Origin of the sequence: Flavobacterium endoglycinae (genome assembly GCF_017352115.1) — a bacterium.
GTDB lineage: Bacteria > Bacteroidota > Bacteroidia > Flavobacteriales > Flavobacteriaceae > Flavobacterium > Flavobacterium endoglycinae.
Window position 1 is genome coordinate 3,779,447 of sequence record NZ_CP071448.1, and the last position, 14,747, is coordinate 3,794,193.

Here is a 14,747-nt window from a genome sequence, read left to right on the forward strand (position 1 = left end):
TAATTTGAAGTTGCTTTTTTGTAAGATAAATTTTTGAGTGTAAATAGAGATGTTTTACAAATTATATTGTTTTTGAGCTGATTAGAAGTGCTTATCGAAATTCTGAGAGAAAAAATCCTTTCGAAATGTGTTTAAAGTCTTCAATTTCTTTTGTGATCCAATTTTCATCGTGACCCAATTCTTTTGCAATTACTCTAGCAGTTTTTTCAGAAACTTCAATTGCAGCTCTGGCATCCAAAAATAATAAACGTACTCGTCTTGCTAAAACATCATCAATAGTTCTGGCCATTTCATAACGAATTGCCCAAACAACTTCGGCCATTGTAAATTCATGATTAGGATGCAGTTTTTCTTGTAATTCGGGTTCGTTTTCTTGCAGCTGAAGTATTTTCGAAATATCAGTACCATATATGTACAAGTGATTTTCTCTGTCAATAGGAGTAGTTGGTTTATTACCATGAATGGCTAGATGCTGCGTATTGGATAGTTTTTTCGGAAGTTTACCTTTTAATATGGCTTTGTCGATGATATCTTCGGCAATTTTTCGATAAGTAGTCCATTTTCCTCCTGTAATAGTGATTAATCCAGTTTCAGAAACAATAATTTTATGGCTTCTAGAAACTTCTTTAGTGCTTTTTCCTTCTTCTTTCGGCGCTGCTAGCGGACGTAATCCTGCAAAAACGGATAGGACATCGCTTCTTGTGGGCTTTTTTGCTAAGAATCGTTGAGCTGTTTCGAGAACAAACTGAATTTCACTCTCCAAAGCGATAGGTTCTAAACTTTGTTTTTTAATTAAAGTATCTGTTGTTCCTACTACAACACGATTGTGCCATGGAACTGCAAATAAAACCCTTCCGTCTTTTGTCTTCGGAATCATCAAAGCATGTTCGCCTGGAAGAAAAGATTTATCAAAAACCAAATGAATTCCCTGACTCGGAACAATATATTTTTTATAAACCTTATCGTTTAATTTCATTATGGCATTTGTAAAAACTCCTGTTGCATTTATTACTACAGAACCTTTTATCTCGTAACTGGTTCCAGTTTCCTGATCGATAGCTTTAATGCCAATAATTTGATTTTTATCGTCTTTTAATAAATTGACAACTTTTACGTAATTTAAAATGCAGGCGTCTTTTTCAACAGCAGTTTGAGCCAGATTTATGGCTAAACGAGAATCGTCAAATTGTCCGTCATGATAAATAACACCATTTATGAGTCCGTTTTGTTCAACATTCGGAAGCATTTCAATAGTTTTCTTTTTCGAAAGATATTTTGAACTTCCCAAACTCAAAAAGCCCGATAATAAATCGTAAATTTTTAATCCTATAGTGTAAATAAAACTGCTGAACCAATTGTAATTAGGAATAACAAAAGATTGGTTTTTAACTAAATGTCCAGCATTTTGAGCCAATAATCCTCTTTCTCTTAATGCTTCTCTAACCAAGTGTACATTTCCTTGCTCTAAATAACGTACACCGCCGTGAACCAATTTGGTACTTCTGCTAGAAGTTCCTTTGGCAAAATCTACGGCTTCAAATAAAACTGTTTTATACCCGCGGCTTGATGCATCAACAGCAGTTCCGAGTCCGCTCGCACCTCCGCCAATTATGATTACGTCCCATTTTTCGGTATTTTGTAGTTTGGATAATTGTTCAGAGCGATTCATGCTTTATTCTTGGTATTTATTTAGCGGAAATGTTGTTGAAAGCAAACTTAACGAAATGAAATTAAAAATTGATGAAGAAAAGAAACAGTTGTTTTTTTGTTTTAGGTTTCAAGTTTCAGGTTTAAAGTTTATGTACTTTGAACCTATTTAACCGCAAAGTGCGCAAGGTTCTTTTTTAAATAAAGCTTTATATAAAAACACAAAGTTCGCAAAGCTTTGTAAATAAACTTTGCGAACTTTGCGTATACCTTAGCGTGCTTTGCGGTTAAATCAACTTGAAACAAATTATCAATGTGGCAATTTATCTTTAATCAAACCATAAAACCAAGTTCCAGCAATGGCGCTTACTAAAGTAACTACGATTACAGTTGCTCCTGTGCCAATCTGAGCGAAAAGCGGACCTGGACATGCTCCAGTAATTGCCCATCCAAAACCAAACATTAATCCGCCGTAGATTTGTCCTTTGCTGAAAGTTTTTGGCTGGATTTCGATTTTTTCGCCGTCAAGGGTCTTGATATTGAATTTTTTAATCAATTGAACTGAAATTAATCCAACAGCAACTGCGCATCCAATTACACCATACATATGGAATGATTCAAGATGAAACATTTCCTGAATACGAAACCAGCTGATGATTTCTGCTTTTACGAATACAATTCCGAAAAAGATACCTACGATTAAATATTTAAGATTTGCAAATGCGTTTTCTTTTTTGTGGCTGGCGTTGATTCCTTCGCCGTCGATATTTTTATTTTCTAAGCTCATTATTCAAATTTTAAAGTGAAAGTATATAAGGTAAAATCAAAAGTGACATTACAAAACCGCCAATCATAAAACAGATTGTAGCGACTAACGAAGGCCATTGTAAGTTCGATAATCCCATAATCGCGTGTCCGCTGGTGCATCCGCCGGCATAACGAGTTCCGAAACCAACTAAAAATCCACCTACAACCATCATAATAAATCCGCGAAGCGTTAATAAACTTTCCCAAGAAAATAATTGTGATGGAACTAAACCAGTATGATCTGTAATTCCATAAGTTGCTAATTTCTCTGATAATTCAGGAGCAATTTCTACTGGATTTGGATTGGTCAAGAAATAAGCTGCAATAAAACCTCCAATGAAAATTCCGAAAACGAAGAATAAATTCCAGCTTTCTTTTTTCCAATCGTATTTAAAAAATGAAATATTCGAAGGAATACAAGCTGCGCAAATATGACGAAGTGACGAACTTATCCCAAAAGATTTATTCCCGATAATTAATAAAATTGGAACCGTTAATCCAATCAACGGACCTGCAACATACCAAGGCCAAGGTTCTCTTATAATTTCTAACATTTTATTTAGGTTCTAAGGTGCAAAGGCTCAAAGGTTCAGAGGTTGCGACCTTTGTCACTTTGTCTCTCTGAACCTTTGTCTCTTTTAAATTATTTTAATACTTTACTTTGACAAACAAAATCTGATTTTGGAATATTCGTTTTTGAAATCGCTCCAAAACCACCTTCCACTTCAGAGAAGTTTCTGAAACCTCTTGCTTGAAGGATAGAAGCGGCAATCATACTTCTGTAGCCTCCAGCACAATGGATATAAAAATGTTCGTTTGGATTAATATCTTTTACCCAGTCATTAATATAAGCCAAAGGTTTGCTGTAAGCTTCATCAATATGCTCAGCTTCGTATTCTGTCTCTTTACGAATGTCGACTACTTTATCTTTGCCAAATTCAAATTCATTTGCAAATTGCTCAGCTGTTATTCTATTTACAGTATCAATTTCGAAACCTGTATTCTGCCAAGCTTCAAATCCACCATCTAAATGTCCAATAATCGTATCAAAACCAACACGGCTTAAGCGTGTTACGGTTTCTTCCTCCATGCCAAGTGCAGTAACCAAAATAATGGGTTGTTTTACATTGGCAATTAAAGTTCCAACCCACGGAGCAAAATCTCCATTGATTCCGATATTGATAGACTGCGGAATAAATCCTTTACTAAAATCGGCTGCACTTCTAGTATCTAAAATTAAAGCACCAGTTTCTTCAGCAATTGCTTCAAATTCTTTTACATTTATAGCTTTCATTCCGTTGTGCAAAACTGTTTCAAAGCTTTCGTAGCCTTGTTTGTTCATAGCAACGTTCATGCTGAAATAGGCTGGAGGAGGCAATAGTCCGTCTGTTACTTCTTTGATGAATTCAGTTTCGGTCATATCAGCGCGCAAAGCATAGTTGGTAGCTTTTTGATTTCCGATTGTTGAAACCGTTTCCTTGCTCATGTTTTTTCCACAAGCACTTCCCGCACCATGCGCAGGATAAACAATTACGTCATCAGCAAGCGTCATGATTTTGTCTCTTAACGAATGAAATAAAATTCCAGCCAATTGATCTTGTGTCATTCCAGATGCTTTTTGAGCTAAATCTGGACGACCGACATCACCAATAAACAAAGTGTCGCCAGAGAAAATCGCATGATCTTTTCCGTTTTCGTCGATTAATAGAAAAGTTGAGCTTTCCATAGTATGTCCAGGAGTATGCAAAACTTTAATAGTTACTTTTCCGATTTTGAATTCCTGTCCGTCTTTCGCAGAAATGCAATCAAATTCGCAGGCAGCATTTGGTCCGTAAACGATTGGTGCTCCGGTTTCTTTGCTTAAATCAACATGTCCCGAAACGAAATCAGCGTGAAAATGCGTTTCAAAAATATATTTTAATGTAACGCCATCGCGTTCCAAACGATCTAAGTAAGGCTGCGTTTCTCTAAGCGGATCAATAATGGCTGCTTCGCCATTTGATGTGATATAATATGCACCTTGTGCTAGGCATCCGGTGTAAATTTGCTCTATTTTCATGATAGGTATTATAAAATGATGGGATACAAAGGTAACTTTGTTTTTTAAAAAAATAGGTGACTAATGTTACAGAATTTAGGTTTTTTTGAAAAACATTTGGTGGTTTGAACCATATAAGTGATATAAGTCCATTTTAGATTGAGAGCTACTTATATTTACTTTTATTTTAAGCAATATAATAACCTCCAGTTTATAATTACTTTTATTCCTTATATGGTAGAAAAAAATCTTTGTAATTTTACGTTTTTCCTAAGATTAACATGATGAACACACAACACTTATTAGATCAAATTGCTTTTATAAAAGAAATTGATAAAGTAAAATACATTCAGCGCAAAACAAAATTATTCAACAGCGACAGGTGCGAAAATGACGCAGAACACAGCTGGCATCTGGCTTTAATGGCGATTGTTCTGGCAGAACATTCAAATGAGCCAATTGATGTTTTGAAAGTGGTGAAAATGGTCTTAATTCATGATATTGTAGAAATTGATGCTGGTGATGTGTTTATTTATGACACCATAAAAAATCATTCCAATACAGATGAAGAACGTTTGGCGGCTAATAGGATTTTTGGTTTACTTCCTAAAAATCAAGCCGAAGAATTCATTTCTATTTGGGAAGAATTTGAAGCTGGAGAAACCAACGAAGCCAAATTTGCTAAATCAATGGACAGATTAGAACCTCTGTTACAAAATACTTCCAACAACGGCGGAACTTGGAAAGAGTTTGGAGTGAAATATGAAAAAGTGTACGAAAAGAAAAGCGTCATAAAAGAAGGCTCAAAATCGATTTGGAATTACGCTGAAGGTTTGATTAACGAAAGTGTTGAAAAAGGAATTTTGGAGAAATGAATTGAATGAACCATGTTAATTTGTTTACTGCAAGGTTTCTAAAATCTTGCAGGTATTTTTTTAGAACAGCAGATCTACAAGATTTTGGAAACCTTGCAGGAGTTAATACGATATGAATATATTTTAATAGCCGAAAATTTATATTTACTTATATAACTTATATGGTTTAAAATTTTAAAAAGAAACTCTTGTTTTAAGAGGCAGTTCGGGTTCGAATGGTTAAATTTGTGGAACTTCATAAACAAATTACCACTTATGGAAGAAATGCTCTTTTATGACCGAATGCAATTCGCGTTCACCATTACTTTTCATTATCTTTTTCCACAACTTACAATGGGTCTTTCGCTCATCATTGTTTACTTCAAGTGGAAATATCTAAAAACGAAAAACGAACAATACAATCACGCCACCCATTTCTGGATGAAAATCTTCGCTCTCAATTTTGCAATGGGAGTTGTTACTGGAATTCCAATGGAGTTTCAGTTTGGAACCAATTGGGCAAAATTCTCCGAATTAACGGGAGGAATTATTGGGCAAACCCTCGCTATGGAAGGAATGTTTTCCTTCTTTCTCGAATCTTCTTTCTTGGGAATATTTTTATTTGGCGAAAAACTTCTCGGACACAAATGGCATTTTGTAACTGGATTATTAATTATGATCGGTTCCTGGGCCAGCGGATTTTTAATCATTGCCACGCATTCCTGGATGCAGAATCCAGTTGGTTATGAAATCTTAGAAAACGGAAAATTTGTATTGAATAATTTTCAAGCATTATTTTTAAATCCTTGGCTTTGGCCTTCTTATTTGCATAATCAAGCCGCTTCTATGGTAACGAGTTCTTTTGTCGTTGCGGGAATTGGAGCTTTCTATATTCTAAGTAAAAAGAACATTTCTTTTGGCAAATTGTTCTTGAAAACAGGAGTTATTTTCGGATTGATTTCGAGTATTGTTGTCGCTGTTCCAACAGGTGATTTACTGGCTAAAAATGTCGTAAAATACCAGCCTGTAACTTTTGCCGGAATGGAAGGGATTTTTCATACCGAGAAAAAAGGTTCTGAAATTGTCTTAATTGGACAGCCCGATGTAAAAGACAAAAAACTAGATAATAAAATCGCCGTTCCTAATATTTTGAGTTTCCTAACTTACGGAAATTGGGATCAGGAAATTAAAGGTTTAGATCAGTTTGAAGAAGATTTACACCCAACTAATATTTCGGGGTTGTATTATGCCTACCATATTATGGTTGGACTCGGAACTGTTTTTATTGGATTAATGGTGCTTTCACTTTTTCAATTAATCAGAGGAAAATTATTCCAAACCAAATGGCTATTGTGGTCGCTGATGTTCATGATGCCGTTTCCATATATAGCCAACACCACAGGTTGGTACACAGCCGAATTAGGAAGACAGCCTTGGCTGGTTTACAATTTAATGCGAACTGCATCTGGCGCTTCGCCAACCGTTTCTTCTGGAAATACCTTATTTACATTACTTGGTTTTATTGGTTTATACCTTTTACTAGGAATGTTGTTTTTGCTTTTGGTTGGAAAAATTATCAATAAAGGACCGCATCATGTGGAACTTTCAACAGAAAAAATATAAGTATGGAATTTTTTTGGTACGTAGTTTTAATGGGAATTCTGGCTGTTTATCTGGTTTTAGACGGTTATGATTTTGGAGCAGGAATTATTCATTTATTTTTTGCCGATACAGAAAGAGATAAAAAAGTAATCACCAATTCGATTGGTCCGTTTTGGGATGCCAATGAAGTTTGGTTGATTGCAGCTGGAGGCGTTTTGTTTTTTGCATTTCCAACTTTATATGCTTCTTCTTTCAGCGGATTTTATCTGCCTTTGATTATGATTTTATGGCTTTTGATTTTCCGAGCTATCGGATTAGAGATGCGCGGACAAGTACACAATCATATGTGGGAAGCGATTTGGGATAAAGCCTTCGGAATTGCGAGTTTACTTTTGGCGCTTTTCTTCGGAATAGCTTTAGGAAATATTGTTCGTGGTGTAAACCTCGGAATGGTTCAAAACGGAGTTTCGACACAAGAACCGCATTTTTTCTTCCTGCCTTTGTGGAATCCAACTTTTAGTCCGCAGGCAAATGAATTAGGAATTATCGACTGGTTTACGCTTTTCTTAGGAATTGTGAGTGTTGTCGCATTGACGATTCACGGTGCAAACTGGATTATTTATAAAACAAATTCGGCTTTGAATCCTAAATTGAAAAAAGTAGTTTTTGCTTTGAATATTGTTTTACTGGTTTTGGTTTGTATTTCATTACAAGTATGGCATTTTATTGAACCTGAACCTTTTCATAATTTTGTTGAAAATCCAATTCTGTGGTTTTTTCCATTGCTGACATTTATTGGAATTTTAGGTTTATTTAAAGTTCGTTCGTACAAAAAAGATGGTTACGGATTTCTGTTTTCGACTTTGTTTTTATTGGGAGGATTTGCTTCGACAGCGGTTTCGATTTTCCCTAATGTTCTGCCTTCAACAAATAAAATAAATCCGTCTTTAACGATTTATAACACTGCCGCTCACGAATACGGATTAAATGCGGGATTGAGCTGGTTTTTTGTCGCTTTGTTTCTCGTAATTATTTATTTTGTTATTCAATATCGTGTTTTCAGTGGGAAAATGGATGATATTGGATATGGGGAGCATTGATTATTTTTGATAGCCACGAATTGCTTCGCCTATTCGCTGTCGCTCGAGTCACGAATTTTTATTTTGAGTTGAATGAATTCTGAATATTGTGACTTTAAATTGCACGAATTTTAATTATAGATTCAATTGCCTCCAGCTTTAGCTGGAGGTTTTTTATTAGGTTTAAACTTGGCTTTAGCCAAACTTTACAATTTTGATTTAAGAGTAGTTATTTTCGTATTTTTTAATAGTTTTTAAATATATAAAAAGCGTATTTTTGTTTGATAAATGCAAAACTTGCAAGCGAAAAAAACATCAGTAAACTGTAGTGTACCAATCTGGTTTGTAATTTACTAATTGAGTGATTTTTTCGGGAATTTTAAATACCTTTGAATTATGAGCACATTAAACAGACCTAAAAATATTGGCCGAAACATAAGCCGAATTAGAGAACTTCGCGGGATGAAACAAGGAGCACTTGCTGATGCAATTGGTACAAGCCAGCAGACTATTTCAAGTATTGAAACCAGCGAAACTGTCGAATTTGAAAAATTGGTACAAATTGCAAAAGCTCTTGGCGTGACGGTAGAAGCAATTGAAAATTTTACAGAAGAATCTGTTTTTAATTTCTTCAATAATTTTTATGATAATAGTGCAAATAATGGTCAAGCTGCGTCTGGACCTATTTTTACTTTTAATCCTTTAGATAAGATGGTTGAACTTTATGAACGGTTGGTTCAGGCTGAAAAAGAATTAGTTCAGGCAGAAAGGGAAAAGGTAGAATATTTAGAAAAACTGCTTAAAAAATAATATAAAGAACAAAGATAAAATCAATTGCCTCTAGTTTTAACTGGAGGTTTTTTGTTTGAATGCGAATTAGGCTTTAGCCAAAATGATAAAGTTTGGCTAAAGCCTTTTTTATATAGATTTATTTATCTCCAGCTAAATCTGGAGGAAATTGAGATCTTGCAATAATCTTATTCTTTTTTTATGCGTTAGGATAGAAGCGGTATCCTTTTTCTTGCTTATTTAGCAAGGAAAATAATTAGCGAATAGCCTGGTCGAAGGAAATGCCCAAAATTATTTAATTTTCATTAAGTGGATTTTTCAGAATTAAATAAATACTTGGTTACTAGTGTAAAAAAAACTAAAATATTTAATGTTGTCGAACCAATTAGAGTGATGATTATGGTATCAGATAAGGCTAATTTTCCAAGTCCTTTCAGTATCAAAATAGAAAAAATACAAATACACCAAATACAGGTAAAGCTGAAAATATATTCAGCATACTTTTTTCTTTCCAGCATATTTTGATTTGAATTTGCTAAATCAGATAAGTGTTTTTCATAAAACATTCTTTCTTCATTAGAGCTTTGCAAAGGTGGTGTAGAAGCTACCTGATTAATAAGTGCATTTAATGGATTTGGTTCTGTTGCCATAAATAAAATTATTCAGCATTTTGAAGCTCTGGATTAAAAAATTGTTCAAAAAAGATTTTCATATCATTTTCAGAAATGAGGGAGTCTTTTTGAAGTTTTGCTTTTGTCCACGGAGAATTTTCTGCATGAGTCCAATTTGATAATTGAATTGCTGAAAGTTTTTTAGCAACTTCTAAAACAAAAGTAACCGCTTCTTCTGCATCTTCATCTAATTTAACTTTTGATTTGTATTGCTGATATTCCCAAGGTATTTCTTTAATACTTTCGTTGCCATATTTTTTAAACTCGTAGTAAACCTTTTCAACAACAGGACCATACTTCCAAGCTTTTATAGGTTCTTCTATCAATGGTGTTCCATGTTTAACTAAGTATATACCATTAGCAATATAGAGGAGTTTTTGCAATTTCATATTAGATATTCCTTCTCCTTCCTCTTGAGCACGTTCAAGTATTTTTCCAGACATAAATAGAGCTGAATACGGCATTGTTTTTAGATTTTTTAGAAAAATTATGTGTAAAATAGAAAAACTATTTCCATTTTATAAAAGAAATTTCTGTAAAGTTAATCATTTTTTATTTACGTTTAACTTTGCTTTTCATCTCAATATCAACATTAAAAGTAGATAATAATTTAATTTGTGAGAAGTCTTTATTTAGTTTCATCTCTGTCAAAGCGCCAACTTTGACAAAGATTACTCTACAAGTGAAACTAAATTCAAAATTTTAAAATAAAACTTCTTTAGTAATGATGTAAAATCCCATTACGAGTACAAACCAGCCAAAAAGAGGTTTTAATCGGGCTCCGTCTATTTTTTTAGAAAGCTGGCTCCCGATTAACATTCCGAGAAGTGCCATTCCAGATACACCTAACAGAAAAGTATAATCAATAGGAGTTCCGATGTATAAATCGCCTCCAAATCCTATTGATGAATTAATAGTGATGATTAGTAGTGAAGTTCCCACGGCTTGTTTCATGGGTAATTTGGCAAAAAACAACAAGGCAGGAATTATTAAGAATCCGCCTCCAGCTCCCAGAAATCCGGTTACAATTCCAACTAGGAATCCAATAATGCTTAGTTGTATATAATTGGTTTCCGTTCCTTTTATCTCGGTTACATTTTTTTTAATCATCGAAATAGCAGCTGTTATCATTAAGATTGAAAAGACAATCATAATCAGAAAGTCTTTTGAAACAGAATAAGAGGCAATCGAAAAAATGGTTGAAGCAATCTGCGGGAAAATAACTTCACGAATAATCAAAATCGAAATAACAGAAGGAATGGCAAAATACAATGCCGATTTTAATTTCAGATTTCCCATTTTGTAATGACTGTAACTGCCAAACAAAGCGGTCAATCCCACAATAAATAAAGAATAGGAAGTTGCCTGATCTGGATTTACTTTAAATAAATACACCAAAATAGGAATAGTCAAGATAGAACCGCCTCCGCCAATTAATCCCAGCGAAATCCCGATAATAATCGAAGCAAAATAACCTAAATATTCCATTGCATTTATTTTTATGCAAAGTTGCTTCGGAAATTAGAAACCTACAGTAACATTTATCACAGAAGATATTTTTTGTTTTTTTCCGCCACGAATTCACGAATTATTTTTGATAATGATTGAGAAAAGAAAGTAAAATTGGTGGTAGAAAATCATGGAAGTTTTTCCGCCACGAATTCACGAATTATTTTTGATAATGATTGAGAAAAGAAAGTAAAATTGGTGTTAGAAAATCATGGAGGTTTTTTCCGCCACGAATTCACGAATTATTTTGATAATGATTGAGAAAAGAAAGTAAAATTAATGGTAGAAAATCATGGAGGTTTTTTCCGCCACGAATGCACGAATTATTTTTGATAATGATTGAGAAAAGGAAGTAAAATTGGTGGTAGAAAATCATGGAAGTTTTTTCCGCCACGAATTCACGAATTATTTTGTCAAAGAAAATGATTATGGATTTTTCTGTGTAAATAATTCACCACATAGAGACATAGATTTTTTTGTCAAATTAAGATAAGAGAAGAAACTAGTTTCCACACATAGCTATGTGCATTTAAACAAGTGAAATGCCTTTTTTGCGTTTACAAAAACTATGTCTCTATGTGTTAAAATATTTATACGCATTTTGAGAAAATTCTAACAACAAAGAAAATTAGTGCAATTCGCGTAATTGCTTCGCCAGTTTGCTACTGCGTGGGTCTTACAGTAAAAATTACAGTGAAATTCGTGAATTCGTGGCGAAAAAAACTTTATTTTAAAAGTTCAATTTGGTTTCGATTAAGTTTGACAAGACCGCGCTGTTCCATTTTTTTTAGTAATCTTGAAACAACTTCACGAGAAGTATTTAATTCGGTTGCAATTTCCTGATGCGAAAGATTCACTTCAGAACAACCGCAGGCATCAGAATGCCTTTTTAAATAAAATTCCAAACGCTCATCCATAGAACGAAAAGCAATATTATCGACTACTTCCAGAACTTCTTCAAAACGGCTTCGGTAGGTTTCAATGACAAATTCGTACCAAGAACGGTGTTCCATCATCCATTTATCCATCAACTGCAGCGGAATCATCATAACCGTAACATCTTCGACTACTTTTGCCATGATCTGGCTTTTTTCACTTTTGGCTGTGCAGATCATTGAGATGGCACAGGCTTGACCAGGCTGTAAGTAATACATTAAAAATTCGCCGCCATCTTCGCCTTCACGGTAAATTTTAATTTTCCCTTTTGTAATTAAAACTGTGTTTTTAATATATTGTCCAGTACGCATTAAAATAGTTCCGGCTTCAAAATCTTGTAAACTTCCGTTTTCTTCAATTACAGCGATAAGTTCGTTTGAGAAATTAGGAAAGATGGTTTTTAATGAATGATTCATTTGTATAAAAATTTTGTCAATTCTAGGCTCCGCTCGAAATAACAGATGTCATTTTGATGTCTTGGTTTTTATCAAAAAGTTATTAAAAAATAAAATTTTATGCAAAGATACTAGTTTGAATTGGGATTAATTGTGAGAAAACAGGATTTGATATTAATTTTATGTAAATGAAAAAATCCTATTTTCTATCGATTTTACAGACTATAATTTTAAAAATAACAGCTAAATTTGTATTTCACTGATTATAATACTTTCTCTAAAACGTTTTCTGAGAATAATAATCGAAATCGCATTTGGTACGTTTTTTATAAATAGAAACGTCGTAATTTTACAAAAACACATTTTACTATGAATTTATCACAAGAAGATTGGATTGCTCAGTTACAAGCTGACGAAAATGCAGTTATACTTGACGTAAGAACTGAAGACGAATTTAATGATGGCTATATTGAAAATGCTGTAAACATTGATATCAATAAAGGTCAGGCTTTTATTTATGAAATTGAAGAATTAGACAAAAATAAAAACTATTATGTGTACTGTCGTTCTGGTGCCAGAAGTGCTAAAGCATGTCAGATTATGAATGAGTTAGGTATCGAAAATGCCTATAATCTGCTTGGTGGTATACTGGACTGGGAAGGCGAAACCGTACAACCATAAAATAGAAGAAGAGGCGAAAAAAGCCTCTTTTTTCATTAAAGAGCTATTAATAACCAAACTAAATTACCAGATTATGAGTTTAATACCCGAAGAATTTGAAATTAAATCTCTTTTAAATCAAGATACTTATCTTGTAAATGGAGAGTTGAAACAATGGACAGGGCAGACCACACCTGTGTTTTCGACCATTTCATCTACAGAAAAATATGCACCTACTTTATTAGGATCGATTCCTTTTATGGGCGAAAAAGAAGCTGCCGAAGTTGTTGAAGCAGCCAATGAAGCTTATGATAAAGGACAAGGTTTGTGGCCTACAATGAAAGTTGCTGACCGTATTAAATGCATGGAAAAATTCGTTTCTCAAATGAAAGAAACCCGCGAAGAAGTGGTGAAGTATTTAATGTGGGAAATTGGAAAATCATTAGGCGATTCTCAAAAAGAATTTGACAGAACTGTCGAATACATTTATGACACTATTGCCAGTTATAAAGAATTAAACGGACGAAGCGCTCATTTTGAAAAAGTACAAGGAGTAAATGCCATGATTCGCCGTGGCCCTCTTGGAGTGGTTTTGTGTCTTGGACCATACAACTATCCTTTAAATGAAACGTTTTCATTATTGATTCCGGCCTTGATTATGGGAAATACTGTTATCTTCAAGCCTGCCAAACATGGAGTTTTATGTATTTCACCATTATTAGAAGCTTTTAAAACAAGTTTCCCAAAAGGTGTTATCAATATTGTGTATGGAAGAGGACGTGAAGTAGCTTCTCCAATCATGAAATCAGGAAAAATTGATGTTCTGGCATTAATTGGAAACAGTAAATCAGCAATTGCGTTACAAGATCAGCATCCAAACAAAAACAGATTGCGTTTAATTTTAGGTCTTGAAGCGAAAAACCCAGCAATTATTCTTCCAGATGCTGATTTAGATTTGGCTATTCAGGAATGTATCACAGGAACTTTATCGTTTAACGGGCAACGTTGTACAGCTTTAAAGGTATTATACGTTCACGAATCTATTGCGGAGGAATTCAATAAAAGATTCTCTGAAAAAGTAGATTCATTAAAATTTGGAAATCCTTGGGAATCTGGAGTGTCTTTAACACCACTTCCAGAAACTGAAAAACCATCTTATATTCAAGGATTAATTGACGATGCAACAAGTAAAGGTGCTAAAATCCTAAACGAAAAAGGAGGAAAGCATACTGATAATTATATCTTTCCAGCCGTTTTATATCCGGTAAACAGCAAAATGCGTGTGTATCATGAAGAACAATTTGGTCCTGTGGTTCCAGTTATTTCTTTTAAAGATATCAAAGAACCTCTTGAAGATATGGCCGAATCTAATTATGGGCAGCAGGTAAGTTTGTTCGGAAAAGACATTAAAACTCTGGCACCGCTTATAGATGCTTTGGTAAACTTAGTGTGCCGTGTAAACTTAAACAGCTCTTGCCAGAGAGGTCCAGATGCATTCCCATTTACAGGTCGTAAAGATTCTGCTGTAGGAACTCTAAGTATTCCAGATGCTTTGCGTTCATTCTCAATCCGTACGTTTGTCGCTTCAAAAGACATTGCTTATAACAACGAAATTCTGCAGGAATTGTTAAACAGCAAAGAGTCGAATTTCATAAATACCGACTATATTTTGTAAGCATCAAGGTTATATATTAATTGTAGCTGGCCGTCTTTTTTCTTCTCAGAAATCAGACGGTTTTTTCTTTTGTAAGAATTTTTAG

General features: G+C 34.1%; 14 protein-coding genes. 6 read left to right on the forward strand and 8 right to left on the reverse strand.

What is annotated here, in order from left to right:
• Positions 1-91 precede the first annotated feature (91 nt).
• The 4 genes from J0383_RS16835 to J0383_RS16850 form a co-directional block, all read right to left on the reverse strand.
• Positions 92-1,669, reverse strand: a complete 1,578-nt coding sequence (locus tag J0383_RS16835) for a glycerol-3-phosphate dehydrogenase/oxidase (RefSeq protein WP_207295139.1) — start codon at positions 1,667-1,669, stop codon at positions 92-94.
• Positions 1,670-1,957: 288 nt separating this feature from the next.
• Positions 1,958-2,434 carry a DUF6691 family protein gene (locus tag J0383_RS16840; protein WP_207295140.1) on the reverse strand — a complete coding sequence of 159 codons (477 nt, stop codon included), beginning with the start codon at positions 2,432-2,434 and terminating at the stop codon, positions 1,958-1,960.
• Positions 2,435-2,444: 10 nt separating this feature from the next.
• Complete coding sequence (locus tag J0383_RS16845; RefSeq protein WP_207295141.1) at positions 2,445-3,008, reverse strand: YeeE/YedE family protein; 564 nt, start codon at positions 3,006-3,008, stop codon at positions 2,445-2,447.
• A gap of 89 nt (positions 3,009-3,097) precedes the next feature.
• Entirely contained in the window at positions 3,098-4,513 is a 1,416-nt protein-coding gene (locus J0383_RS16850; RefSeq protein ID WP_207295142.1) for an MBL fold metallo-hydrolase, read from the reverse strand.
• Between the two features lie 263 nt (positions 4,514-4,776).
• On the opposite strand from J0383_RS16850, the gene J0383_RS16855 reads away from it, so the two are divergent.
• The 4 genes from J0383_RS16855 (at position 4,777) to J0383_RS16870 (ending at position 8,837) form a co-directional block, all read left to right on the forward strand.
• Positions 4,777-5,367: an HD domain-containing protein gene (locus J0383_RS16855; RefSeq protein ID WP_207298718.1), complete on the forward strand. Its 591-nt coding sequence runs from the start codon at positions 4,777-4,779 to the stop codon at positions 5,365-5,367.
• Between the two features lie 255 nt (positions 5,368-5,622).
• On the forward strand, positions 5,623-6,969 hold the full coding sequence (locus tag J0383_RS16860) for a cytochrome ubiquinol oxidase subunit I (protein WP_207295143.1): 1,347 nt from the start codon (positions 5,623-5,625) through the stop codon (positions 6,967-6,969).
• 2 nt (positions 6,970-6,971) lie between these two features.
• On the forward strand, positions 6,972-8,048 hold the full coding sequence (gene cydB, locus J0383_RS16865; protein ID WP_207295144.1) for a cytochrome d ubiquinol oxidase subunit II: 1,077 nt from the start codon (positions 6,972-6,974) through the stop codon (positions 8,046-8,048).
• A gap of 375 nt (positions 8,049-8,423) precedes the next feature.
• A complete protein-coding gene (locus tag J0383_RS16870; protein WP_207295145.1) occupies positions 8,424-8,837 on the forward strand; it encodes a helix-turn-helix transcriptional regulator in 414 nt (137 codons plus the stop codon).
• Between the two features lie 284 nt (positions 8,838-9,121).
• Here J0383_RS16870 and J0383_RS16875 read toward each other — a convergent pair whose 3' ends face one another.
• The 4 genes from J0383_RS16875 to J0383_RS16890 form a co-directional block, all read right to left on the reverse strand.
• Positions 9,122-9,466 (reverse strand): hypothetical protein, encoded by a 345-nt coding sequence (locus tag J0383_RS16875; protein ID WP_207295146.1) that lies wholly within the window; start codon positions 9,464-9,466, stop codon positions 9,122-9,124.
• Positions 9,467-9,474: 8 nt separating this feature from the next.
• Complete coding sequence (locus J0383_RS16880; protein ID WP_207295147.1) at positions 9,475-9,951, reverse strand: Panacea domain-containing protein; 477 nt, start codon at positions 9,949-9,951, stop codon at positions 9,475-9,477.
• Between the two features lie 238 nt (positions 9,952-10,189).
• A complete protein-coding gene (locus J0383_RS16885; RefSeq protein WP_207295148.1) occupies positions 10,190-10,975 on the reverse strand; it encodes a sulfite exporter TauE/SafE family protein in 786 nt (261 codons plus the stop codon).
• A 746-nt stretch (positions 10,976-11,721) separates the two neighbouring features.
• Positions 11,722-12,348, reverse strand: a complete 627-nt coding sequence (locus tag J0383_RS16890) for a Crp/Fnr family transcriptional regulator (protein ID WP_207295149.1) — start codon at positions 12,346-12,348, stop codon at positions 11,722-11,724.
• A gap of 348 nt (positions 12,349-12,696) precedes the next feature.
• Here J0383_RS16890 and J0383_RS16895 point away from each other — a divergent pair, with 348 nt between their 5' ends.
• Both J0383_RS16895 and J0383_RS16900 read left to right on the forward strand, forming a co-directional pair.
• On the forward strand, positions 12,697-13,008 hold the full coding sequence (locus tag J0383_RS16895) for a rhodanese-like domain-containing protein (protein ID WP_207295150.1): 312 nt from the start codon (positions 12,697-12,699) through the stop codon (positions 13,006-13,008).
• 73 nt (positions 13,009-13,081) lie between these two features.
• Positions 13,082-14,662, forward strand: a complete 1,581-nt coding sequence (locus tag J0383_RS16900; protein ID WP_207295151.1) for an NADP-dependent glyceraldehyde-3-phosphate dehydrogenase — start codon at positions 13,082-13,084, stop codon at positions 14,660-14,662.
• The last annotated feature ends 85 nt before the right edge of the window (positions 14,663-14,747 follow it).

Excerpts from the sequence above, each read along its gene's own strand:
- J0383_RS16895 (WP_207295150.1), top strand. The coding sequence starts at position 12,697 with ATGAATTTATCACAAGAAGATTGGATTGCTCAGTTACAAGCTGACGAA.
- J0383_RS16850 (WP_207295142.1), bottom strand. The coding sequence starts at position 4,513 with ATGAAAATAGAGCAAATTTACACCGGATGCCTAGCACAAGGTGCATAT.
- J0383_RS16885 (WP_207295148.1), bottom strand. The coding sequence starts at position 10,975 with ATGGAATATTTAGGTTATTTTGCTTCGATTATTATCGGGATTTCGCTG.
- J0383_RS16890 (WP_207295149.1), bottom strand. The coding sequence starts at position 12,348 with ATGAATCATTCATTAAAAACCATCTTTCCTAATTTCTCAAACGAACTT.
- J0383_RS16845 (WP_207295141.1), bottom strand. The coding sequence starts at position 3,008 with ATGTTAGAAATTATAAGAGAACCTTGGCCTTGGTATGTTGCAGGTCCG.
- cydB (WP_207295144.1), top strand. The coding sequence starts at position 6,972 with ATGGAATTTTTTTGGTACGTAGTTTTAATGGGAATTCTGGCTGTTTAT.
- J0383_RS16860 (WP_207295143.1), top strand. The coding sequence starts at position 5,623 with ATGGAAGAAATGCTCTTTTATGACCGAATGCAATTCGCGTTCACCATT.
- J0383_RS16840 (WP_207295140.1), bottom strand. The coding sequence starts at position 2,434 with ATGAGCTTAGAAAATAAAAATATCGACGGCGAAGGAATCAACGCCAGC.
- J0383_RS16870 (WP_207295145.1), top strand. The coding sequence starts at position 8,424 with ATGAGCACATTAAACAGACCTAAAAATATTGGCCGAAACATAAGCCGA.
- J0383_RS16900 (WP_207295151.1), top strand. The coding sequence starts at position 13,082 with ATGAGTTTAATACCCGAAGAATTTGAAATTAAATCTCTTTTAAATCAA.
- J0383_RS16875 (WP_207295146.1), bottom strand. The coding sequence starts at position 9,466 with ATGGCAACAGAACCAAATCCATTAAATGCACTTATTAATCAGGTAGCT.
- J0383_RS16835 (WP_207295139.1), bottom strand. The coding sequence starts at position 1,669 with ATGAATCGCTCTGAACAATTATCCAAACTACAAAATACCGAAAAATGG.
- J0383_RS16880 (WP_207295147.1), bottom strand. The coding sequence starts at position 9,951 with ATGCCGTATTCAGCTCTATTTATGTCTGGAAAAATACTTGAACGTGCT.
- J0383_RS16855 (WP_207298718.1), top strand. The coding sequence starts at position 4,777 with ATGAACACACAACACTTATTAGATCAAATTGCTTTTATAAAAGAAATT.